This window comes from Enorma shizhengliae, from assembly GCF_009676995.1.
In the GTDB taxonomy this organism is placed as follows: Bacteria; Actinomycetota; Coriobacteriia; order Coriobacteriales; family Coriobacteriaceae; genus Enorma; species Enorma massiliensis.
Map to the genome: position 1 here is coordinate 83,049 of NZ_VTFZ01000005.1, position 23,304 is coordinate 106,352.

The 23,304-nt window shown below is 63.2% G+C and carries 16 protein-coding genes and 1 tRNA gene; 7 read left to right on the forward strand and 10 right to left on the reverse strand.

All coding sequences use genetic code 11. The features are described 5' to 3' along the window. The first annotated feature begins 1 nt into the window (after position 1). The 5 genes from GJE22_RS05020 (at position 2) to GJE22_RS05040 (ending at position 8,437) form a co-directional block, all read left to right on the forward strand. Positions 2-415, forward strand: a complete 414-nt coding sequence (locus GJE22_RS05020; protein WP_019128731.1) for an FHA domain-containing protein — start codon at positions 2-4, stop codon at positions 413-415. Beyond that, on the forward strand, positions 412-2,175 hold the full coding sequence (locus GJE22_RS05025) for a Stp1/IreP family PP2C-type Ser/Thr phosphatase (protein WP_144688225.1): 1,764 nt from the start codon (positions 412-414) through the stop codon (positions 2,173-2,175). Before GJE22_RS05020 ends, GJE22_RS05025 begins: the two co-directional genes overlap by 4 nt. Beyond that, positions 2,175-5,090 (forward strand): FtsW/RodA/SpoVE family cell cycle protein, encoded by a 2,916-nt coding sequence (locus GJE22_RS05030; protein WP_144688224.1) that lies wholly within the window; start codon positions 2,175-2,177, stop codon positions 5,088-5,090. The genes GJE22_RS05025 and GJE22_RS05030 overlap by 1 nt, the downstream gene beginning before the upstream one ends. 177 nt (positions 5,091-5,267) lie before the next feature. After that, positions 5,268-7,076, forward strand: a complete 1,809-nt coding sequence (pknB, locus tag GJE22_RS05035) for a Stk1 family PASTA domain-containing Ser/Thr kinase (RefSeq protein ID WP_144688223.1) — start codon at positions 5,268-5,270, stop codon at positions 7,074-7,076. 362 nt (positions 7,077-7,438) lie between these two features. After that, positions 7,439-8,437: a YitT family protein gene (locus tag GJE22_RS05040; protein ID WP_144688222.1), complete on the forward strand. Its 999-nt coding sequence runs from the start codon at positions 7,439-7,441 to the stop codon at positions 8,435-8,437. A 427-nt stretch (positions 8,438-8,864) separates the two neighbouring features. Here the strand turns inward: GJE22_RS05040 and mfd are convergent, their stop codons facing one another. The 4 genes from mfd to GJE22_RS05060 all read right to left on the reverse strand — a co-directional run bounded on the left by mfd (position 8,865) and on the right by GJE22_RS05060 (position 16,305). Further along, complete coding sequence (gene mfd / locus GJE22_RS05045) at positions 8,865-12,560, reverse strand: transcription-repair coupling factor (RefSeq protein WP_144688221.1); 3,696 nt, start codon at positions 12,558-12,560, stop codon at positions 8,865-8,867. Positions 12,561-12,927: 367 nt separating this feature from the next. Continuing rightward, positions 12,928-13,194, reverse strand: coding sequence for a helix-turn-helix domain-containing protein (locus tag GJE22_RS05050; RefSeq protein WP_019128725.1), 267 nt, complete (start codon positions 13,192-13,194; stop codon positions 12,928-12,930). Between the two features lie 121 nt (positions 13,195-13,315). Beyond that, positions 13,316-15,373, reverse strand: a complete 2,058-nt coding sequence (locus tag GJE22_RS05055; RefSeq protein ID WP_144688220.1) for an InlB B-repeat-containing protein — start codon at positions 15,371-15,373, stop codon at positions 13,316-13,318. 329 nt (positions 15,374-15,702) lie between these two features. After that, positions 15,703-16,305: a recombinase family protein gene (locus GJE22_RS05060; protein ID WP_144688219.1), complete on the reverse strand. Its 603-nt coding sequence runs from the start codon at positions 16,303-16,305 to the stop codon at positions 15,703-15,705. Positions 16,306-16,518: 213 nt separating this feature from the next. On the opposite strand from GJE22_RS05060, the gene rmuC reads away from it, so the two are divergent. Both rmuC and nth read left to right on the forward strand, forming a co-directional pair. After that, complete coding sequence (gene rmuC / locus GJE22_RS05065; protein ID WP_144688218.1) at positions 16,519-17,997, forward strand: DNA recombination protein RmuC; 1,479 nt, start codon at positions 16,519-16,521, stop codon at positions 17,995-17,997. 240 nt (positions 17,998-18,237) lie between these two features. Beyond that, positions 18,238-18,897 (forward strand): endonuclease III, encoded by a 660-nt coding sequence (gene nth, locus GJE22_RS05070; protein WP_144688217.1) that lies wholly within the window; start codon positions 18,238-18,240, stop codon positions 18,895-18,897. Positions 18,898-18,959: 62 nt separating this feature from the next. On the opposite strand, the gene GJE22_RS05075 is transcribed toward nth, so the two are convergent. The 6 genes from GJE22_RS05075 to GJE22_RS05100 all read right to left on the reverse strand — a co-directional run bounded on the left by GJE22_RS05075 (position 18,960) and on the right by GJE22_RS05100 (position 23,304). Further along, positions 18,960-19,520 carry a hypothetical protein gene (locus GJE22_RS05075; RefSeq protein WP_144688216.1) on the reverse strand — a complete coding sequence of 187 codons (561 nt, stop codon included), beginning with the start codon at positions 19,518-19,520 and terminating at the stop codon, positions 18,960-18,962. A gap of 376 nt (positions 19,521-19,896) precedes the next feature. After that, complete coding sequence (gene rbr / locus GJE22_RS05080; RefSeq protein ID WP_019128718.1) at positions 19,897-20,436, reverse strand: rubrerythrin; 540 nt, start codon at positions 20,434-20,436, stop codon at positions 19,897-19,899. Between the two features lie 466 nt (positions 20,437-20,902). Further along, the gene (locus GJE22_RS05085; RefSeq protein ID WP_144688215.1) at positions 20,903-21,838 is read right to left on the reverse strand and encodes an HhH-GPD family protein; all 936 of its coding nucleotides are present in this window, start codon (positions 21,836-21,838) and stop codon (positions 20,903-20,905) included. An 8-nt stretch (positions 21,839-21,846) separates the two neighbouring features. Continuing rightward, entirely contained in the window at positions 21,847-22,338 is a 492-nt protein-coding gene (locus GJE22_RS05090; RefSeq protein ID WP_019128716.1) for an RrF2 family transcriptional regulator, read from the reverse strand. Positions 22,339-22,498: 160 nt separating this feature from the next. Continuing rightward, positions 22,499-22,576: transfer RNA gene (locus GJE22_RS05095), tRNA-Asp, on the reverse strand. 224 nt (positions 22,577-22,800) lie between these two features. Next, entirely contained in the window at positions 22,801-23,304 is a 504-nt protein-coding gene (locus GJE22_RS05100) for a metallophosphoesterase family protein (RefSeq protein WP_235895816.1), read from the reverse strand.

The following is a 23,304-nucleotide window of genomic DNA, read 5'->3' on the forward strand; positions in this document are numbered from 1 at the left end:
AGTGATCGACGTCATCCTCTTCATCGGACGCATCGTTCTGGTCGTCCTGCTCTATATCTTCCTCTTCGCGGTCATGAAGACCGGCGTGGGGCTCGTGCGCGGCCAACGACGCGATTCCGCCATCTGGACCATCGACGTCGACAAGGGCCCGCGCGGTATCCGCGGCATTCACGTTGATATGCTCGGCCCCGTGATCGTGGGCCGTTCCCCCAGCTCCGATATCTGCATCAACGAGCCGTTCGTCTCGGCAAGCCACGCCCGCTTCTCCCTGCAGGGCCCGGCGCTCGTGATCGAAGACCTCAACTCGCTTAACGGCACCCTCGTCAACGGGCGCCAGCTGCTTGAACCCGCGACGCTCCGCGAAGGCGACGAGGTGCAGATCGGCGACGTCGTCATGAAGGTGAACCGTCGATGACGCCCGAGGAGCAGTATAGCGGGAACATCCCCTCCTTCCTTGAGCAGGCCGAGCACGCCCCTCTTGGCGCGCATATGGCGCCGCCCGAGGGGCTCGATGCCACCCGCGCAAACGCTCCCGCGCATACGGATGAACGCACCCGCGCCCATGCCGCAGAACCCGCGCCGGCACCTGCCCACATGGCAGATCACGGCCATGCCGCAAGCGGCAGCGCAGACGATGCGGTTGACCTTGAGTCGAGCACGCTCTTTGGCAACGCCCCCGCGGCGACCGCCGCGGCATCCGTCTCAGAGCCTGCGGATACCTCTTTCGAGGGGCAGCCAACCCCCTTTGCAGAGCAGCCCGCCCCCCAACATGAACACGTGCATGCCGAAGAAACAGCCAGCGCAGCTCAGCCGGGCCAGGAGGGCTCGTCGGAGCACGCACGGCCAGACACTACGGCGGAAATCGATGTCGCGGCCGTAGAGGCACGCCTCGACGACCCAGGCTCGACCCAGAGCTTCGCCCCCATCACGGAGGAACGCATCAACACCGACTCCACCTACGATGCCGGCACGAGCACCTCGCTCATGTGGGGCGCTCGCTCCGACGTGGGCTGCGTACGCACGCATAACGAGGACTCCTACCTGGTGCAGTCGCCGCTCTTCTGCGTGTGCGACGGCATGGGTGGCCACGCCGCCGGCGAGGTTGCCTCGTCGATCGCGGTCGAGACCATCGCGCGCCTGGCCCCGCAGGAAGCCGACCCCACGCACCTGGCCGCCGCCGTCGAAGCTGCTAATGCCGCCATCATCGAGGCCGCAGCCAACGGTCTGGGAAAGGCGGGCATGGGCTGCACCGCCACCGCAGCGTACATCGAGGGCAACGTCATCGCCATCGCGCACGTTGGCGATTCTCGCGCCTACCTCCTGCACGAGGGAACGCTCATCCGCATCACACATGACCACTCCTATGTTGAGGAGCTCGTCGATGCGGGCGAGATCACGGCGGACGAGGCCCGCGTGCACCCCAACCGGTCGGTCATCACGCGCGCGCTCGGGTCTGATCCGGCGATGTACGCAGACCACTTCCAGCTCAACATCGAGGAGGGCGACCGGCTCATTCTGTGCTCGGACGGCCTCTCGAGCATGATTTCGGATGGCGAGATCGAGACCATCGCCACCCAGTCCCCCACTGCGCAGATTTGCACCGACAACCTTGTTGACGCCGCGCTCAACGCGGGCGGTGCCGACAACGTAACCGTCGTCGTGGTTGATGTGGTAGACGACGGCCGTCTGCGCGACCTCGCCCGCCGCCGCAGGCGCAACCTGCTCATCGCCCTCACGGGCCTCATCGCCGCCATCGTGATCGCGTGCGCGGCGGCCGCCATCGTGATTACCAACTCCGTGTTCCTCGGCGTGCACGACGGCTGCGTGGCCATCTACACCGGAGTGCCCGGATCGTTCATGGGGATCGAACTCTCCCACCTGAACGATGAGACGGGCATCGATATAGACGACCTTCCCGAAGACACGCAGAACCGCCTGCGCGCCGGCATCAGCCAGTCGAGCATGGAGCAGGCGCGTCAAACGGTCTCCGAGTACCGTCAGCAAATCTACGAGGAGCAGACCCGAGCCGTCGAGGACGCCGCCGCCATCCACGGCGACGCCAGCGCCGAGAGCGCAGGCTCGTCGGGCGACGCCGCGCCTTCCGATGATACGGCTGCGGCAGATCCCGCCGCAGACGCCGTAGACCCCGCCGATGCCGAAGGAGGCGAAAGCTAATGGGTAGCCGCCGAAACACCGAGCTCATGCTGCTCATCGGAGCGGCCTTCCCGGTCACGCTCCTCTACGCCCTCTATGTGGTCACCACCGGAGCGGCCCTCTCGTTCACCACGCTCGCCGTACCGATCGGCCTCTTCGCCGCCTTCGCCGCGGCGCATATCGGCGTGCGCATCTTCGCGCCCGGCGCCGACCCGGCCATCCTGCCCATCGTCTTCGTGCTTTCCGGCGTGGGCATCACCTTCGTCACGCGCCTTGCGCCCGATTCGGCCCTCAACCAGCTTGTCTTCCTGTTTGTCTCCATCGCGCTCATGGTAGCGACGCTTGCCGTGGTTAAGAACCTCGACATGGTGAAGCGCTACAAATACACGCTCGGGCTCATCGGCATCATCCTGCTGCTCTTGCCCATCTTCATCGGCGAGGATCGCTGGGGCTCCAAGCTGTGGATCAACCTGGGCTTTATCACCATCCAGCCCGGCGAGTTCGCCAAGATCTGCATCGTGCTGTTCCTTGCGGGCTACCTCGCCGAGAACCGAGAGCTGCTCTCCATCGCCAACCACAACGTCATGGGCTTCAAGATTCCGCGCCTGCGCTTGCTCGCCCCGCTGTTCGTCGTATGGGGCGTATGCCTCGCCATCGTCGCCTTCGAGCGCGACCTCGGTTCGGCGCTTCTCTTCTACACGCTTTTCCTCATCATGCTCTATGTAGCAACCGGGCGCATATCGTATGTGATCATCGGCATCGTGCTGCTTGGCATCGGCGGATTTGGCATGTACCAGATCATGGCGCACGTGCGCACGCGCTTCGAGATCTGGCTCAATCCGTTCATCGACGCACAGAACAGCGGCTACCAGCTCGTGCAGTCGCTGTACTCGCTCGCCGACGGCGGGCTCGTGGGCCAGGGCATCGGCCGCGGCATGGCCGATCGCATCCCCGTCGTGGAATCCGACTTCATCTTCTCTGCCATCGGCGAGGAGTGCGGCCTGCTCGGTGGCGCGGCGGTTCTTCTGCTTTTCATGCTGTTCGCGGTACGCGGCCTCACCACCGCCGCGCGCGCCAAGAGCGACCTCGCCGCCTTCAGCGCCACCGGCCTCACTGCGGCCATCAGCTTCCAGGCGTTCCTCATCGTGGGCGGTGTGACCCGCCTCATCCCGCTCACCGGCGTGACCCTGCCCTTCATGAGCCAGGGCGGTTCATCGCTTTTGGCGAGCTTCATCATCGTGGCACTGCTGATGCGCGCGGGCGACGAGGCGACCGGCCGCGAGACCGAGCTTACCGGCACGGGCATCATGACCGCGCTCGGTGCCGACGCGGCCCCCGCGCGTGGCGGCTCCCCGGCGTTGAGCAGCGTGGGCACGCGCATCTTCGGCGGGCGCAGCGCCACCGGCAAACCGCTGGGTGGCTCGGGCTCCATCGGCGGATCGCACGCACGCCCCGGCTCCCGCATGCGCCGGCGCCTCCTCGACACGCCTGAATCCGGCGTGCTCGGGCGCGTGGCTCTCGCCAAACGCCTCACCCGCACGGTCTTCTTCTTCACGGCGCTCTTTGCGGTGCTCATCGGCAACCTTACCTACATCCAGGTCATCATGGCCGACACCTACAAGAGTATGCCGGGCAACAACCACACCATCGCCCGGCAGGCCTACGTGCAGCGCGGGTCCATCATCACCTCGGACGGCGTGACGCTCGCCGAGTCGATCCAGCAGGAAGACGGCACCTACGTGCGCTCCTACCCCAACGGTAACCTCGCGGCGCACACCGTGGGCTACTACTCCACGCGCTACGGCAGCTCGGGCGTGGAGAACTCCATGAACGATACGCTTACCGGCTCGGTCGACTACTCAAGCTGGGAGAACGCCCTGCTCTCTCTTGCGGGGGTTTCCCAACCCGGCAACTCGGTCATGCTGACCATCAACTCGCGCGTCCAACGAGCAGCCGAGCAGGCACTCGACGGGCTCTCGGGCTCGATCGTCGTGCTTGACCCGCGCACCGGCGCCGTGCTCGCCAAGGCGAGTGCGCCGACCTTCGACAACACCGACATCGCAAGCGTGCGCGAGAGCGGCAGCGAGGGCAGCGGCGAATACGACCGCGCCACGCAGGCCCTCTACACGCCTGGTTCGACCTTCAAGGTGGTCACGCTCTCTGCGGCGCTCGAGAGCGGGCAGGCCACGCTCGACACCACCTACGACGCGCCCTCCGAGATCGAGATCGGCGGGGCACCCATCACGAACATGCACGGTAGCTCGTACGGCAACATCAGCCTGCGCCGCGCCTTCGCATACTCGGCGAACACCGCGTTTGCCCAGCTCGCCAACGACCTCGGCGCCGACACGCTCGTGCAGTACGCGCGCGCTTTCGGCTACGGGCAGTCGCTCGGCCAGGACTTCACGACCACCGCTTCCATCATGCCCGATCCAAGCGAGATGACCGATTGGGAGCTTGGCTGGGCGGGCGCCGGCCAGCCCGTGGGCCAGGGACACACCCCCGGCCCGCAGACGACCTGCATGCAGAACGCGGTGATCGCCGCCGCCATTGCCAACGACGGCATCGTCATGAACCCGTATGTGGTCTCGCAGGTGCTTTCGCCCGAGGGCACGGTCGTGAGCACCACTCAGCCTCGCTCGCTGGGCCAGGCGGTGAGCTCCACCACGGCATCGCAGGTCAAGGAGGCCATGCTCGAGGTCGTTGAGAACGGCACCGGCTCCGCCGCCCAGGTTTCGGGCGTGCAGGTGGCCGGCAAGACCGGTACCGCCGAGGTCTCGAACAGCAACGTGAACTCGACGTTCATCGGCTTCGCACCGTACGACACCCCGACGGTGGCCATCGCCGTCGTGGTGGAGAACTACAACGAAAACGGTGTCTCGGCCGCCTCGGTCGCCGTCGAGGTCCTCGCCGCTGCGCTCGCGGCGCAAGGGTAAGGGGTGGCCATGGATGCACGAGAACGAGAGGCCGAACGCGGGGGACCCGCCGCGAGTTAAGGTGCTCGAGCCGAGGCGCTCGCACAGGCCCGGGTCGCAGGGAACCCGCGTAAGCACGCCCTTCTAGGTAATAATCGCCCGCGTGAGCGGCGTACGTAGATGTGATAGGAGCAAGAAATGCAGCAGCAGGTACTCGGGGGAAGGTACCTCCTCAAGGATAAAGTCGGAACGGGCGGCATGGCCACCGTCTACCGCGCACAAGACCAAGTGCTGAACCGCACGGTCGCAGTGAAGATCATGCTGCCCCAGTATGCGGGCGACGCGACCTTTGCCGCCCGCTTCAAGCAGGAGGCGCAGGCGGCGGCCGGCCTCTCGAGCCCGTACATCGTGGGCGTCTACGATTGGGGCAAGGACGGCGACACCTATTACATCGTTATGGAGTACCTGCGCGGCACCGACCTCAAGAGCGGCATCCGCAGCCACGGCGCGCTCGACCCCAAGAAGGTCGCCCAGATTGGCTCGCAGATCTGCGCCGCGCTCTCCGTGGCCCATAAGCACGAGATCATCCACCGCGACATCAAGCCGCAGAACATCATGGTGCTGCCCGACGGCAACATCAAGGTGATGGACTTCGGCATCGCCCGCGCCAAGAACAGCCACCTCACGCAAGATAACAACGTGCTCGGCACCGCACACTATGTCTCGCCCGAGCAGACGCGCGGCCAAGAGCTTGGGCCCACGAGCGACATCTATTCGCTCGGCGTGGTCATGTACGAGTGCGCCACGGGCCAGGTGCCCTTCGATGGCGACGACGCGATCTCTGTTGCTCTGAAGCAGGTTAACGAGCTACCCGTTCCCCCGTCGCAGCTCAACCCCAACCTCGACGCCGACCTTGAGCGCATCATCCTGCGCTGCATGGAGAAGGATCCCGCCAACCGCTTCCAGACGGCCGACGAGCTGCGCCAGACCCTGAATGCGTACCTCGCGGGGCGCCAGGTGGATGTCCCCGAGCCCACGCGCGTGATCGGTGCGGTACCCGCGGGCGGCGCCGGCGCTACCGAGACGCGCGTGATGAGCGACCAGACGCAGGCCATGGCGCGCCCGGCGGGCATCGGCAACACCGCGGTGCGCAGCGGGTCCGGCATGAGCTCGAGCGCCTCGGGCGGTGCCGACCCATACGGTGGAAAGAAAAAGGGCGGCAAGGGCAAGATCGTTGCCGGCGTGGTGGCCGCGCTCGCGATCATCGGCGTCATCGCCTTCGCTGCCTTCAGCGCCCTCAACAGCGGAGCGAAGACAGTCACCGTGCCCAACGTCTTGGGCTACACGCAGGAGGAGGCAACCGAGGAACTTCGGTCGCTTAACCTTGGCGTTAAAACCTCGTCCGGATATAGCGATGAGTACGAAGAGGGCGAGGTCATGAGCCAGACCCCGAGCGGCGGCCTTCAGGTCGAAGAGGGCTATGAGGTTGAGATTCAAATCTCGCGTGGCCCCGAACCGATAAAGACCACTACGGTACCCGATCTAAAGGGCAGGACGCGCGAAGAGGCAGAGAAGCTTCTTGAAGAAGCCGGCTTGGTGGGCGTTGCCTCCGAGGCGTCCAACGACGCTGAAGAGGGCACCGTCTTCGAGCAGAGCCCCGCTGAGGGCGAAGAGGTCGAGGAGGGTTCGACGGTCACCTACACCGTTTCCACCGGCCCCGGCACCGTGAGCATCCCCAATGTGGTTGGCGACGGCGAGAACAGCGCCCTCGGCGCGCTCGAGGATGCGGGCTTCTCGGTGTCTCGCGAATACGAGTACAGCAGCCGCGTCGATGCCGGTGTGGTCATAAGCCAGAGCCTCACCGGCTCTGCCATGCCTGGCACCACCATCACCATCACCATCTCGCGTGGGCCGGAGCCCGACACCAGCACCCCCGATACCCCCGCGACCTCGCCCGATTCTCCAACGACGGGAGAGGATGAGGAGGAGTCGGCTGGCGCCGCCTAGCAACTGCGTGGATGCACTGCATATGCCGGAAGGGGACGAGCAGGCTCGTCCCCTTTTTTCGTCCGCGTGGGGCGCTAAAGCCACCGCGCGCATGCGCACCTGCCTCTCACCCTCCGCTCCCGCGCATCCGACCTCCCGCGCGCCCGCCCACTCGCCCGCCCCTCCGGCCCGTCCTTTCCACTCGCCCGCGCACCCGCGCGCGCTCAGTTCTAGCCTGCGCATTTGTATAGATTTATTGCCGTCCTGCATACCGGGGCGGCGCATGCGATAATGACCGCCGCCCAAGGTCAAGCGTGCACACGCCCTTGAGGCCGCTCCAACCACCAAGCTCCTATACCCCTGCTCCAGCAAAGGAGGCCACCATGACCACCGCGCCCGGATCGCTCAGCGATCGCGCCCTCGAACTCGCACGGCTCACCCTCGTTCGCCGCATCATCACCGCTGGTGCCGTCGTGGCATCTGCACTGCTGCAGGCCTTTCTCATCCAGGCATTCGTGAACCCTGCAAACCTGCTCCCCAGTGGCTTCACCGGCATCGCGGTGCTCATCGACCGCATCACGGCGCTCTTCGGCGTGCGCATCTCCACCGACCTCGGCATGCTCGCGCTCAACATCCCACTCGCCTTCATCTGCTGGAGCCGCATCTCCAAGCGCTTCGTCTTCTTCTCCATGATGCAGGTCGCGCTTTCCGCTGCGTTCCTGCGCATCTTTGATTTTCAGCCGTTGCTCGACGACCAGATTATGCTCGTCGTCTTCGGAGGCTTTATCTCGGGGCTTTCTATCGCCATCGCGCTCAAAGCGGGCGCATCGACAGGCGGTACGGACTTCATCTCGCTGCTCGTGGCAAACCGCACCGGCAAGACCATCTGGGGCTTCATCTTTGCCAGCAACTGCGCCCTGCTCGTAGTGTTCGGCGCGCTCTTTGGCTGGGAGCATGCGGCGTACTCCATCGTGTTCCAGTTCATCGCAACCAAGACTATCGACAGCTTCTACCACCGTTACGACCGCGTGACGCTGCAAATCACCACGCGGCACGCCGACGCCGTGATGGACGCATACATCGCGAGCTTCCAACATGGCATCAGCTGCGCCGAGGTAATCGGCGGCTACAGCAGGCAGCGCATGTACCTGCTGCACACCGTTGTCTCGACCTACGAATCCGAGGACATCGTCCGTCTCGTGCGCGAGGTGGACCCCGGCGCCGTCATCAACGTGTTCCGCACGGACAACTTCGTCGGCGGCTGGTGGGGCGGCCACGTGGACGAGCCCGTGCCCACCGCTGTGCCCGACCCTGCCAAGCTCCGGGCCCGCGAGGCGGCGCGGCGCTCCCGCCAGGGACTCATGCAGGACGACGGGCGGTAGCAGGGCCGAAAGGACGCTGTTGTTCTGTTCGAGGACCCACCTCCCCGTCGCCAAGCAGCCGAGTAAGATAGAACGTGCGCCCGATGCCCCCGTAAGCGCATCGCTTTGTATAGGGTTATAGGACCTACTTTATGCGGCGGTGAAAAACCAGTTATTTCGCAATACTTTTGATCAGGCTATCTACCTGCAGTTTTATACTGTTCTTGCAGGTAGAAAGCCTGAGCTCGGTACTCAAAACTCCGCCGTTTTAACCGTTTTTTTCATTGACCCATAAGTAGCAAGCTCAGGCATGAATACTATTGCCGCAAGAATGCATATTCAGCGATAACTTCCGCGCTTCGCGGATGCCAATCGCGCCGGAAGTGCGCAGCGATTGCCGCAGCTGCCGCAGCCGCAAAGCATAGCTGCGGTACGCCGCGCGCCCTCGCTAGTCGTCATCCCCGCTGGGTCCCAACTGCTCCAGCACACGGAGTGCCGCGGCGACGGGCCCCGCCGGATCGTTGGCGTCGAGCCCCCGCCCCACACCGGTCCCGGCGCCCGCACCAGCCTTATACGGAACCGAAAGCTTGCGGCTCTTGGGAAAGTTCACCGCACCCAATCGATCGCGCAAGTCGAAGGCGACCGCCTTTGGCACATCAACCCCCTGGTACACAAGCCGTCCAGCCGAAAGTGCGATACTCTCAAGCCCCAGGCGCTCCGCACGGATGCGCAGGCGCGCCCGATCGAAGAGGTTCCGCGCCGCAAGCGGCAGTTCGCCATAGCGATCTTCGCACTCCCGCTGCGCCTCGTCCACCGCGGCAAGCGTATCGGCGGCAGCGACCTTGCGGTACACGAGCACGCGCCGATCGACCTCGGGTAGGTACTCCTCGTCCAAATAGTAATCTGCCGGCAGGTTGATAGCCACACTCGCCACCTCGACCTCGCCCGAAGTCTCGCCGCGCGCTTCCGCCACGGCCTGCCCGAGCATCTGCGTGAACAGGTCGAAGCCCACGCTCGACAGGTTGCCGTGCTGCTCCGCGCCCACAAGCGAGCCGGCGCCGCGAATCTCCAGATCACGCATGGCGATGCGCATGCCGCTTCCGAGCTCTTGGAACTCGCTCAGCGCTGTCAAGCGCTCCGTCGCCTCTTGGGTGAGTGGAAGCTCGCCAGGGAACATGAAGTAGGCGTAGGCCTGCGTGGCGCTGCGGCCCACGCGCCCCTTGAGCTGATAGAGCTGCGCGAGGCCCAGGCGCTGCGAGTCCTCGATGATCAGCGTGTTCGTACGGGGATTGTCGATGCCGCTCTCGATGATGGTCGTCGCCACCAGCACGTCGATACGCCCCATCGAGAAGTCGATCATCACGTCTTCAACCTCGCGCGGGCTCATCTTGCCGTGCGCCACGCCCACACGCGCCTCGGGCACGGCCTCGTGCACACGGTCAACCGCATCGTCGATGGTCTTCACGCGGTTGCTCACGTAGTACACCTGCCCCTTGCGCCCCAGCTCCAGGCGGATGGCGGCGCTCACCACATCCGGGTCGTACTCGCCCACGTGTACGATGACCGGCCGGCGCCCGGTGGGCGGCGTCGTGATAAGGCTCATGTCGCGCACGCCGCTGATCGCCATCTGCATGGTGCGCGGAATGGGCGTGGCCGAGAGCGTGAGCACGTCGATCTGCTCGCGCAGGTTCTTGAGCTGCTCCTTGTGCTGCACGCCAAAGCGCTGCTCCTCGTCGATGATGACGAGGCCGAGGTTCGCCGGGTTTACATCGCTCGATAACAGGCGGTGCGTGCCCACGAGCACGTCGAGCTTGCCTTCAGCAAAGGCCGCAAGCGCGCGCTTCTGCTGCCCGGGCGTGCGGAAACGGCTGAGGACCTCGACCTCCACGCCAAACGGGGCGAAGCGCTCGAAGAAGGTTTGGTAGTGCTGCTGGGCTAGAATCGTCGTTGGGCAGAGCACCATGACCTGCCGGCCGCTATCCACGCATTTGAACGCCGCACGCAAGGCGACCTCGGTCTTTCCGAAGCCCACGTCGCCGCAGAGCAGCCGGTCCATGGGCTTTGCCGCCTCCATATCCGCCTTGATGTCGGAGATGGCGTCTAGCTGGTCGTGCGTGGGCTCGTACGGGAAGCTCGCCTCCATCTCGAGCTGCTCGGGCGTGTCTGGCGGGCAGGCCACGCCCGTGATCGAGCTGCGACGCGTATACAGGTCCACGAGGTCGAAGGCGAGCTTCTTCGCCGACTTACGCGCCTTTTTGGTTGCCCGGCTCCAATCGGCGGTGTTGAGCCGCGTGAGCCTGGGGTTCTGCCCGTCTGGTCCAACGTAACGGCTGATGCGATCGACCTGCTCAAGCGGCACGTAAAGCTTATCGCCGTCCGCATATTCCAGAAGGAAGTAGTCGCGCTCCTTGCCGGCCACCTCTTGACGCACGATCGACGCGAAGTGCGCGATGCCATGCGTGGCATGCACAACGTAATCGCCCGGCTTGAAGGGGAAGGTGACCTCCGTAACGTCAACGCGCCGCGCCGTACGGCGGCCCCGGCGCGCGTCCATGCGCGCGTTGAGGTCGCTTATCGAGAACACCGCGAGATGCGCCTCGGGCACCACCACACCAGAAGGAAGCGGCAGATCGATGAAGGTCACGCGACCGCGCGTAAGCGTGGGAACGGCCACGCCACCCCCACGCTGATCCATTTTGGGACGGGGTCGTTTTGACTCATGCTTTGACTGCTGGGCACCGGGTGTCTGCGTTTCATGCGAACCGCGCGCCTCGTCCGGTGCGGCATGGCGGGTCTGCTCCGGCGCGCTCTCCGAGCGTTCGATGCGCTTAAGGTTGAGACGGTCGGCCACGCGCACAGAGATGGCGGGGCTCACCGCCCCTTCGTTCTCGGGGGCCGTCTGCAGCGATTCCTCGAAGGGGATGCCCTCATCGGTAAACGAGAGCTCGAGTGACTCGCGCGCGCCGCGATCCGGAGCGGCAAACACGCACGCAAAGCGATTCGCCGTGACCTCCTGAATGCGCGAGATGAACCTCGTGTCCGACCCAGCGATCGCAGGCTGCTCGATCTTGAGCTCGGCCGTAACCGCGCCGCCCGCGCGGATGATGGAAACGTAGTTCAAACGTTGCTGTCTGCCAAAATCGAGCTGCTGCGGGCGCACGTAGAGCCCGTCGAGATGACTCACCCCCGCTTCTCCAGCGCGCCGTTCAAGCTCCTCATAGGCGCGCGTGCAATCGTCGAACAGGGAACGCGGCTCGGAAAGCACCACGAGCGCGTCTGGGCTCATGTGCGCAAGCGGGCTCGCGGTCCCCTCGTACATGATGGGCAGGAAGCGATCAAGCTCCGGCGTTACCACCCGCGCGTCAACGAGTTCGAGAAGCGCCGCGATCGCGGTGTCGTCGCGCGAAGCCTGATACAGCGCGACATGCATGCGATGCACCGCGTCGTCGGTAAGCGCAAGTTCCCTACAGGGGAAAACCTCGACCTGCTGCTCGTCGCCGATGGTCTGGCCCGTCGAGGTGACCATCCTGCGAATACGATCGATCTCATCGCCGAAGAACTCGATGCGCACCGCCTCCCGCGCCTGCGCAGGAAAGATATCTACGCTGTCGCCGTGAACGCGGAAAAGCCCCGGCACATCGGCCGCGTCGGACGCGGTGTACCCCATGCCCACAAGCGTGCGCGGCACATCTTCGAACGGTCGCTCCTCGCCCACGGCAAACGTGGTCGAGGCCCAGTACCGGCTTTCGGCCGGCGGAACGCAGCGCAAAAGAGCGCGTGCGGAAGCAACCATGATGCACGCCTCGCCCCGCGCGATGCGACCGAGCGCAGCGCATCGAGCCGCCACAATCGCGTCGTCGGGCTGCTTGTCCTGCCAGGGATAATCGGTGCGCTCTGGAAACCGCGCCACGTGTTCGAGCCCCACGTAGGCCGCGAGCGCCCGGGCGGCGCGGTCGGCGGCCTCCTCACCGGAAACGATATAGACCACAGGCCGTGGCCGACGAGCGAACTGCGCGGCGAGCATGAGCGCTCGGCCGGACTGCGAGACGGCGAGCGTGGTGTCCTTTCCCGCATCGAGCGCGGCCTCGATCACTTGCGGCGCCCCGGCGGTATAGAGCTGTGCGGCAATGCGATGGATGAGCATGGAGCTCCTATCTGCAACGCATGCGAGCAGCTTCGCAGCCCCTCGACATGCAAAACGGCACGTACGCGATACATTGCGCACGCGCGTCGGATCATACATTCAGCGACAAGGCCCGCTTCAGGCCCTGCAGCATGCTCATAGTATAAATTGCCGCAATAAAGCGCGCTCGCGTCACGCATGCCGTCACGGGTGCTCCAAAGGAGCATGCGTGCTCGCCGCTCATCTGCGCTCGCCACTCTGGGCCCGCCGCGCTGGGCCCGCCGCCCATGCGCTCGCCGCACCGAGCCCGCCGCTCATCTGCGCTCATCCACCAAGCCACTAAGCTAGCCCTAGCCCTGCTCCAGCGCTATGGTGCCCAACGGCTCCCTCACCTCACGAGCCGATATGCATTTGCCATCTGCGCTCCGCTCTCGGCATAGCGAGGAACGCTCTCTATGAAGCCTTCCCGCCTCAAGCGCAGTATTGCCCTGTCGACCGAGCGAACGGAGCATCCGAGCGCCTTGGCAAGCTCCTGCTTGGTGAACAGGCTCGATCCACCATGCTCGCTATCTCGCGCAACGAGGTCATAGACGCGCTCCCACACGAACGCGTGCCGATTGCCCTTCCGTGCAGCCACACCATCAAGAGAAACCATCGAATCTCTCGCAATCCTCGCATACTCATCCAGAAAAAAGGCGCACGGCCATCACTGCATGCAATGACCGTGCGCCCGACAGCTCCCTCATCGGAGCGCAGCGTGTTCGAATTACCGCAGATTAACGGCGCTTCTTACCCAGGATCGCTCCAATACCTGCAAGGCCCGCACCCGCGGCACCCGTCACTGCAACGGCAATGCCAGCAAGGTCGCTCGTCTGGGGCATGGTCTCGCCAGCTGCGGTCGGAGTTTCGGTCGACGTAGCGTCGTCCGTGCCATCATCCGTGGTGCCCTCGCCCGGCTGCTCGGCATTCTGCTGCCACTTGGCGTAGAGCGTCATGTCGGCAGTGACCGGAGTGGAGAAGTCGAACTCCTGCGTGAGCTGGGTATCCGTATACCAGCCCAGGAACGTCCAGCCCTCGCACACCGGATCTGCCGGACGGGCAACGGTCTCGCCATCGGCAACCTCAACGACCTGGTTCGTGGTGCTCTCCAGGCAATCATCGAAGGTCACCTTGTGGGTCTGGGTAGCCGGCGTCTTCTCATAGTGAGCGATGTAGGTGAGCTCGGTCACATCATCGGGCACGGAAACGACCACCTGACCGAGAAGCTCGGGCGAGTAGACGCTGCCGCCCTCCTCAGCCCACCCGAGGAAGGTGTAGCCGTCGAGCTCAGGAGCATCGATGGGGCCAGACCAGTCGGACGTGCCGTTCAGAACGGCGCCGTCGCCCAGATAGGTGCCGAACTCATCGTAGAAATGCACGGTAACGTAGCGTGCATCCTCGGGCACCTGCTCCCACTGAGCGTAGAGGTTGACCTCGGTCACGCTCTCGTCGGCGGCGTAGACCAGGTTGTCGAGCTGGGCGTCGGTGTAGACCGCGTCGTCGCCCTCGAACTTCCAGCCGAGGAAGGTGTAGCCGTCCTTCTGCGGGCTGGCGACCCCGCTCCACTGGGAGGTGCCGTTGAAGACGGAGCCGGTGCCCAGGAGCTCGTCGCCGTCGTAGTAGTTGACCTTGATCTCGCGCTGCTCGGGCAGGTTCTCCTCCCACTGAGCGTAGAGGTTGACCTCGGTCACGCTCTCGTCGGCGGCGTAGACCAGGTTGTCGAGCTGGGCGTCGGTGTAGACCGCGTCGTCGCCCTCGAACTTCCAGCCGAGGAAGGTGCAGCCGTCCTTCTGCGGGCTGGCGACCCCGCTCCACTGGGAGGTGCCGTTGAAGACGGAGCCGGTGCCCAGGAGCTCGTCGCCGTCGTAGTAGTTGACCTTGATCTCGCGCTGCTCGGGAGTAGCCTCTTCCCAGATCGCCTTGAACGTGAGCTCCGTGGTGCCCTCATCGGCGGCGATAACCAGACTCTCCAAATCGGTCACGATATCGGACGCACCCTCCTGCTGCCAACCGACGAAGACGTAGCCGTCCTTCTCGGGGTTGGTCAGCACGCCAGACCAGTTGGAGGTCCCGTTCTGCACCACGACGTCGCGGATGGGAGCGCCATCGGTGTCAACAAGATGCACCGTGATGTACTCATTCACGGGATCCTCGGGATCAACGGGCTCCTCGGGGTCCTCGGCTGGAACGCCGGTTACCGTGCAGCTTTCCGTGAAGATGTAGCCAGCGAGCTTATCGCTGCCAAACTCATGAACGGTGCCCTGGGAATCGGTCCAAGACCAAGTGTAGTTCTCGGGAAGGCCAAGACCGGCCGCGTCGATGTTGCCATTCTCGTCTGCGACAGTGGCAACAGAGGTGTTGTCGTATTGGAAGGTGACGTTGATCTGCTCGGCAGGCTCCTCGGGCTCGCCCTCATCGCCGCCTTGCTCCACCGCCCTGTACTCCGCCGTGATGGAGGTAACGCTGCCCCAATTCTCAGCCAGCTCATCGAGAGACTTACCAGCGGTAGTACTACCATTCTCCCAGACAACACTCCACGTGCCCAGGAATTCGTAACCCTCGGGAACGTTATCCTTCGCAAGGTCGCTAACGTAACCGGCGTTATCGGGCATCCCCCAATTACCATAATTCGCGCCATCGATAATTACCTTGACGCTATGAGCCTGCGCCTGCGTTGCGGCCGCGCCGTTGTTGCTCTGAGCAAAGGCCGTGGCCATCGGGCCCACCACAGGGCTCAAGGCCAGCACAGCCCCCAGGCCTGCTGTGATTGCGATGTGTTTGCCGTTGAACTTCATGCTGCCATTCCTCCTTGTTCGCTGCTAAAAAGGCAGACTTTTTTGGAGGGTGGGCATATAGTGGGCTAAGCACAACCTGGAGCGGTGTATGGGAATTCGGAAATAGGGGCCTAGCGGCGGAGACGCCGAAGACCATTCGGAAGACTGCACAGCTTCCGTCGGGTGGTAAAAAAGTCTACCTTTTTATACAAGGTTTTCACGTTATTTCAGATTTACGCCCCGGCAATCAGACTTTTTGCCTCAGAGATTGCATGGCAACGTGACGCAGCTCGGCCCCTCTGCAATCCTTCCCGTCAGCCGTTTGTCCCCTCATCGAGAAGAACGCGGCCCTAACCCTGTTCGCGCGCCAGCCACTTATCGAGCGTTCGACGGCATACGCCAAGACGCCGCGCAGCCTCGGTCTTGGACACCTCCCCCGCTCGAACAGCCGCGAACATCTCGAGCGCACCTTCCGGAAGCGGCTTCTCAGGCCTACCGAACCGCATGCCACGTGCCCGCGCCGCAGCTATGCCCTCAGCTTGTCGACGCTTGATGTTCTCGCGCTCGACCTGCGCCACATAGCTCAACAATTGCAAGAGCAGATCGGATATGAAGGTCCGGGTTACATCTTCCCCAAGGCCTGCTTGGCCCCGTGTATCGAGCAGCGGCATGTCGAGCACCACGATGTCGACGCTCCTGTCTTGGGTAAGCTTTCTCCACTGGCGCAAGATTTCCTCGTAGTTGCGACCCAGACGATCGATGCTTGTGACCACCACGACATCTCCGGGCCTGAGCCGGCGCATCAGCGTTCCATACCGGGGCCGGTCAAAGCTCATTCCCGTATATCGGTCAACATATATATGGCTGTCCTTAACCGGGAACGCCCGCAGCGCATCCAGCTGCCGATCAACGTTTTGATCGGGGCTCGAAACGCGCGCGTATCCATACTCCATGTACTCGCCTCCTTAGGCATTGGCACTACTTGAAACGGATTGTTACCCCGCGCCGTGCCCCAACCAGAAGCGCTTCGCACAAGCCACATGTCGCGTTCCGAGCAGAAACGCCCCGCGCGAGCTATAAGGCACGGGCAAACCGAAGCCGCCCAGACGAACCCAAGACGCGCCGCGTATAATGAACCGGAAAACCAAAACGGGAGGATATACGGCATGGACTTGTCGCTCATTTGCGCGCTTATCGCTGCGCTTGCAGCCGTTGTGGCGGCCGGCGCGGCAATCATCTGCCTTATGGAGGCGCGCCGAGAGTCGGCGCGGGCCGAAGACGCCCGAAACACCGCGGGCGCGAACATGCAGGAGTTGACGCACCATGCGCAGGAAACGCAGCGCGCGCTCGACAGCGCCCAGCAATCCCTCGGCGCGCTCGTTCAGCATGCAGCTGCCACGACTCCGCTCATGCAGCAGCGCTTCGATACAGTCTCGCAGCAGATCGCTCGCACCGGGGATCAGATGGACGCTCTTCGCCGCGAGACCACGCAGCAGCTCGGGCAAAACCGCGAGAACATCGAGGGCCGTCTCGACCAAGTGCGCGAAACCGTGGACCGTCAGCTGGGCCAGATGCGAACGACCGTTGACCGGCAACTGGGCGACATCCGCACCGACAACGCGCGCCAGCTCGACCAGGTGCGCGCCACGGTAGATGAAAAGCTCTCCCGCACGCTCAACGATCGGCTCTCGGCATCGTTCAAACAGGTGAGCGATCAGCTCGAAGCTGTTTATAAGGGCCTCGGCGATATGCAGAGCATCGCCTCTGGCGTGGGCGACCTCAAGCGCGTGCTGAGCAACGTGAAAACACGCGGCATGCTTGGCGAGGTGCAGCTTGGCGCCATCCTCTCGGACATCCTCGCCCCCGAACAATACCTGGAAAACGTGACGACGAAACCTGGAAGCTCCGAGCGTGTCGAATTTGCCGTGAAGCTTCCCGTGGAGAGCGGCGACCCCATTCTGCTGCCCATCGACGCCAAATTTCCCGGCGACACCTACGAGCACCTGCGCGACGCCCTCGACGACGGCGACGCTGAATCAATCGCCGCGGCACGGCGCGCGCTCGAGACGCGCATTAAGGGCGAGGCGAAAGAGATCTCGAGCAAGTATCTCAGCGTGCCCGAAACCACCAACTTCGCCATCATGTTTTTGCCCTTCGAAGGGCTCTATGCCGAGGTAGTCGATCGTCCCGGACTGGTCGAGGTACTGCAGCGAGACTACCATGTCAACGTGGCGGGCCCCTCCACCATGGCGGCGCTCTTGAACAGCCTGCAGATGAGCTACCAGACGTTCCGCCTGCAAAAACGCACCGACGACGTGCTTCGCGTGCTCGCTGCCGTTAAGGCGGAGCTTCCCAACTACCAAGAAGCGCTTCGCCGCGCCCGTAAGCAGATTGACACAGCGGGCCGCACGGTCGACAGCATCATCACGACGCGCACCAATGTCATTGAGCGCAAGCTCAACGACATCAGCGCCCTCGCCGACGACGATGCCGCCGAGGTCCTTGGGATTGAAGCGAGTATCGAGCACGGTGATTCCTACACCAAGGCTCTGGATGAGAGCGCAATCCTGGAACCCATCCATTCAAACACGGAGGCGATAGACGCTACCGATAGGAACGAGCGCGGAGACGACGCAACCTCCTAACGCCCTATCGATGCCGAATCCCATTCATGCCGCACACAGTTATACCGATGCGCGGCTCTTCGCCTCCACCACGATGCGTCGCAGCTCCTCCGACCGAGTGTGGCCGTGTGCCCTTGCCCGATCGTCCACATAGTCGCCTACTCGCAACAGGCGAAGCACATTGGTAAGATGGCCATGTCATCACAACCTTGCTGAGCACGATGCCTTGCATGTTTGGCAGTGACGCAGAGAGGACTCGCCATGCCCCGTGAAACCAACGCCGCCAAGCGCGAGCGCGCAATTGAGGTCTGTGAACGGCTTGACCGGCGCTACGGCCCCGTCGAGTGCTTTCTCGACCACGAGAACCCCTTCCGCCTCGTCATTTCGGTCCTCCTTTCTGCCCAAACCACCGATGCGCAGGTGAACAAAGTTACGCCGGAGCTTTTCCGCCGTTGGCCTACTCCCGAGGCCATGGCTGGTGCCACACCCACAGAGATCGCCGAGGTAATCAAGTCGCTCGGCTTCTATAAAACGAAGGCCAAGCACTGCGTCGAGGCCGCTCAGATGATCGTTGCCGATTTCGGCGGCCACGTTCCGGCCGATATGAAAGAGCTCGTCAAGCTCCCTGGAGTGGGGAGAAAGACGGCCAACATCGTGCTCAATGTGAGCTTTGGCATCGTTGAGGGAATCGCGGTCGACACGCACGTCAATCGCATCGCCCACCGGCTCAAGCTCTCGCCCAAGACCCATGAGAAGGAACCGCTCAAAACGGAACAGGACCTTCTCAAGATCCTTCCCAAAGAGTATTGGCGCAACGTGAATCACCAATGGATCAAGTTCGGACGCGAAATCTGCGATGCACGCAAGCCGCTCTGCAGCGAATGCCCCCTCTCGGATATCTGCCCCAGCGTGCGCTGCTAGCCCCTAGTTCACGCTCTTGCCCCGGACACGCTGCGGCCCCAGTTCACGCCCTTAGCCCCTACTCACATCGCCATCACCGAGCGCACAAACGACTCAACGCGCGAGGGCATGGCAGCGAGCACGTCGAGCACCTCTTCCGGCGTGGCCCCGTTGATGATGCAAGTCAGAACATACGACCCGACAAACACCGCCGCGAGCCCAAGGGGAATGAGCACGATGAGCGCGAGCACGCGCAGACAAGCACCGATGCGACGACGGCGCGCCCGGCGGCGTTGGAAGGCGAGCTCTTCGCGGTACGCATCTTGCGCGACCGAATAGCCGTCGCTCGTTTGAGACGGCGCGCGCGGGGTCTCGTGTTCACCTCGATGCTCGGAATACGTTTCGCACGCGCGGCGCCGCTCGGAAGATTCCTCATGCCCGGTCCGCTGCACGGCGGGCGCATCGTGCCCGGCCTGCCGGTCGACGGGCACCCGGTACTCGGCCTGCTGCACGACAGGCGCCCCAAGCCCGGCCTGCTGCGCGGCATACTGCTCTTGCATGGCGCGCAGCCATGCGTCTTGGGAGCGACGCTCGCGCTCCAAGCGATCATTTACTTGTTTGGGAGTCTCGATAAAAAGGTCCATGCAACATCCTCCTCGGAGAGGCATGCATGGAAAGGTAGGCCAAGCATGGCACGGAGCTCAGCCCACGTCAAGCGTGCCCAGCGTCGAAATCGACAAACGGCATGCCCTGCGGACGCCGAGCGAAAGTTCGCTCCATCAACCACGATTCGAGTACGGCCGCGGTGGCAACCCCTGCCAGGCCGCGTCACACGGCAGATACGCCTCATAAGCAGGTCGCGCCATGCAGGAAATAGCTGTGCGCAAATAGGGCACAACGCAAACGCCATCACGCGAAGGGCCGCCCAGGCAAAAGGGCGCCAAGCAAAAGGCCGCCCATGCAACAAACGGCATGGACGGCCTCAGAACCTAGGCGACGCGTTGGAACGCCAAGCCTACGCTAGTAGTTGATCGCCTGCTCCTCGAAGTAGCTCTGCGGATGGTTGCAGACAGGGCAAAGCTGCGGAGCCGTGGGGCCAACATGCAGGTGGCCGCAGTTCAGGCACTTCCAAACCTTGACGCCCTCGCGCTCGAAGACCTCGCCCTTCTCAACGCGCTCGGCGAGCTTAAGATAGCGCTCCTCGTGCGCCTTCTCCACCGCGCCAACGCCCTTGAACTTGGCGGCGATCTCCTTGAAGCCCTCCTCCTCGGCGGTCTGCGCGAACTCGGCGTACATCGTGGTCCACTCGTAGTTCTCGCCAGCAGCGGCGTCCTTCAGGTTGTCGAGCGTGCCCGGCACCGCACCGCCGTGCAGATACTTGAACCACAGCTTGGCGTGCTCGGACTCGTTCTTGGCGGTCTCCATGAAGATGTCGGAGATCTGGACGTAGCCGTCCTTCTTGGCCTGCGAAGAGTAGTAACGATACTTGGTGTGCGCCTGCGACTCACCGGCGAACGCGGTCTCGAGGTTCTTCTTAGTCTGCGAGTTCTCGAAATCCATTGGACTCTCTCCCCTCCTGCTGGCATCAGCAGTCGTTGTTCGCGCACCCACGGCGCGCCTATGATGAGGTTATACCCTCTGCGGTAGATTATACTCTTACTTATTAGGAATTAATTCTAATAAGATGAAAGAATCGCATACATTACGCCAGTCAGATGAAGCTTATTCAACTTTTGGGCACTTCCTTCCTGCCTTATGAAGTATGAGCGACTTTTTTGTTAGAGAAACCGCAGGTACATTGCTCGCAGAAAACTTGTCTACTTTACAGGCACCTCGTGAAGTGCCCAAAAGTTGAAAGTGGTCGGCGTCCATGCAACGCCACAGCACGATAAAACCCAACATGCTCCCGCAGCCGAACGTAGATTTCGAATTTCTCACAGCAAAAGCGCTGGTAAAGCGTTGACGAGATACTTCCCGCTTCAATCGAAGGTATAAAACCGGGTTTCAAGCCGGCGAGCAGCAACCTCTACGCGATCATCCAAACGCGCTCGCCATCGCTCTCGACGGCCAAGCAGAACCCTTCCTGCTCCAAGGCGGCGAGAATCGAAGCGACGAACCCGGAGTCAACCGGGCCGCGCCCCGCCTTGGTTTCAAAGCGGTCGAGCTCGCGCACAACATCCTGCAAGGTAAGGCCCGCTGGCTCTGCATCGCGCGCATCGAGCAGCATCCGGACAACCTCTGCGCGCTTCTGGCGACGCGATCCCTCGAAACGGGACTGTCGCGTATACGCCGCGGAGCGACGCGAGGGGTTGGGTAGCGTCTTTTTAAGATACGCTCCGTAGTCGAGCAGCGCATAATACCAGGCCCGAGGCGTGTCTTCAGCATCCTGGGGAACGGCAAACCGCTCCGCCCCAGAAGCCCTGTCCGTCCGCGCCGCAATACCTTCCGGGGCAAGGGGGCAGGTCGCCTCCACCAACGGCGTGAGCTCCCGGTCGGGCACCGCAGGAACATCGGGGAAGAAGTGATGCAGGAACACCGTACGAACGTTGGTCTCGAGGTACACACCGGGCAGGTCGAACGCGAAAGCCCTGATGCCCTGCGCCGTCGCGGGACCTATGCCCGGCAGCGCAACGAGCTCCTTCGTTTCGCGGGGAAATGCGCCGTCATAGCGCTCCATGATTTCCTGCGCCGCCCGCTTGAGCGCCAGCGCGCGGCGGTTGTATCCCATACCCTGCCATGCCTCGAGCACATCGGAGGTGGGGGCTTCGGCCAGCGCCTCGACACTCGGAAAGCGCTCGAGCCACGCCGGCATGCGCGTCTCGACGCGTGCCACCTGGGTCTGCTGAAGCATGACCTCCGAGAGCCAGATATGATAGGGGTCGCGCGTGCGGCGCCATGGAAGGTCTCGGTACAACCGCGCACCCTCGGCGCGGATGAGCGAGCGAAATTCCTCTGAAACCATGTACCAGCCTATGCGCCGGTATGACGGCGAAGCGACGCGCAATCGGCATACGAGGCAAATGCGCTGCGATCGGTGAACTTCGCGTCAACGGCGGGGAACCGGCTCCACGTCACAACGTCGTGCAGCGTGATGGAGCTGAGGTAATCGCGCATAAGGGCCTCGGCTCCCAGCCAAAGCGGATGAAAACAGCAGGTAGACATACGCGAGCAGTCGGCGTCAGGCGCGGTGCACTCGTTGATGCAGAATGGTCCTTGCACGGCTTCGACGATATCGCACAGCGTGATCGCGGCAGGATCGGCCTTAAGACGCATGCCGCCATGGACGCCGCGCAGGCTCTCCACAATGCCGGCCTGAGCAAGCCCATGCTGGATAGACCGCGCGAAGGAGTAGGGAACATCCACTTGTTCGGCGGCCACGCGCACAGAAAGCAGGTCGCTCTCGCTCGTAGCCAGAATCGACAGAATGCGCAGCGCGTAGTCCGTCTTCCTCGAGATGTCCATCATAGCCCCTTTTGATGTCGAACGCCTGATAACTTGTCTTACCATGTTATACGACTGCGCAGGCGAAAAAGCCGAGCATAGACTATAGCATGTTACCTACATCGCACAGCGGGGCGTATTAAAAGCAAAAGCCCCGCACATGACGGGGCTCTCTAAGCAATGGCGGGAAGTACGGGGCTCGAACCCGCGACCTCCGACGTGACAGGCCGGCGCTCTAACCAAACTGAGCTAACTCCCCTCAGCAAATGCTGCGTGAGCAAGTGTACCAAGAGCAGACGAGCCGCGCAAGGGTATTTTTGAAGAAAAGTGCGCTGATGTAAAAAAGCCTCCATAAGCGCAGCTCAGAGGAGGGACTGCAACTAAAAACAGTTATTGCGCACGGTGAGGAGAACGCTGTGGCTGCGGCTGCACGGAGAATGGCCGACATACCTGCGAGGCGGACTGCCGGCTGCGCCCACAAACTTACTCCAGATCGATGATCTTAAGCGAAAGGACCTCGCCCGCAGAAACCATCATGCGCGCCATCGTTGCCCCGCGGGACCCGCGCGGAAACGTTGCCGACCCCGGGTTCACCACCAAGCAACCGCCCATCTCGAGCACGCGCGAGCGGTGCGTGTGGCCGCACACGGCAACGTCCACATCGTCAACGGGAAGATCCTCGCGATAATGGGCCACGGCAAACCGAAGCCCCTCATAGGTGAACAGGGCCAGACGCTGCACCTCGGGGCCGTAGTCGCGGTAGTAATCGTTGTTGCCCAGCACGCCGCGAATCGGCGCAATGGTGCAGAGGTGCTCCCAATCCATTTCGGACGTGATGTCCCCTGCATGAATGATGAGGTCGGCACCTTCAAGCTGTTCGAGCAATGCAGGCGACAGGTGCCCATGGGTATCGGAGATGATATCGATCCGCTTTGCCTCGTGCTCTGCCCCAACACGCCCCGACTCGGTCACCGTTGCCCCTTCCAC

Bases quoted from the DNA above. Each gene is read 5' to 3' on its own strand.
- GJE22_RS05025 (WP_144688225.1), top strand. From the start codon at position 412: ATGACGCCCGAGGAGCAGTATAGCGGGAACATCCCCTCCTTCCTTGAG.
- GJE22_RS05030 (WP_144688224.1), top strand. From the start codon at position 2,175: ATGGGTAGCCGCCGAAACACCGAGCTCATGCTGCTCATCGGAGCGGCC.
- pknB (WP_144688223.1), top strand. From the start codon at position 5,268: ATGCAGCAGCAGGTACTCGGGGGAAGGTACCTCCTCAAGGATAAAGTC.
- GJE22_RS05040 (WP_144688222.1), top strand. From the start codon at position 7,439: ATGACCACCGCGCCCGGATCGCTCAGCGATCGCGCCCTCGAACTCGCA.
- mfd (WP_144688221.1), bottom strand. From the start codon at position 12,560: ATGCTCATCCATCGCATTGCCGCACAGCTCTATACCGCCGGGGCGCCG.
- GJE22_RS05050 (WP_019128725.1), bottom strand. From the start codon at position 13,194: ATGGTTTCTCTTGATGGTGTGGCTGCACGGAAGGGCAATCGGCACGCG.
- GJE22_RS05055 (WP_144688220.1), bottom strand. From the start codon at position 15,373: ATGAAGTTCAACGGCAAACACATCGCAATCACAGCAGGCCTGGGGGCT.
- GJE22_RS05060 (WP_144688219.1), bottom strand. From the start codon at position 16,305: ATGGAGTATGGATACGCGCGCGTTTCGAGCCCCGATCAAAACGTTGAT.
- rmuC (WP_144688218.1), top strand. From the start codon at position 16,519: ATGGACTTGTCGCTCATTTGCGCGCTTATCGCTGCGCTTGCAGCCGTT.
- nth (WP_144688217.1), top strand. From the start codon at position 18,238: ATGCCCCGTGAAACCAACGCCGCCAAGCGCGAGCGCGCAATTGAGGTC.
- GJE22_RS05075 (WP_144688216.1), bottom strand. From the start codon at position 19,520: ATGGACCTTTTTATCGAGACTCCCAAACAAGTAAATGATCGCTTGGAG.
- rbr (WP_019128718.1), bottom strand. From the start codon at position 20,436: ATGGATTTCGAGAACTCGCAGACTAAGAAGAACCTCGAGACCGCGTTC.
- GJE22_RS05085 (WP_144688215.1), bottom strand. From the start codon at position 21,838: ATGGTTTCAGAGGAATTTCGCTCGCTCATCCGCGCCGAGGGTGCGCGG.
- GJE22_RS05090 (WP_019128716.1), bottom strand. From the start codon at position 22,338: ATGGACATCTCGAGGAAGACGGACTACGCGCTGCGCATTCTGTCGATT.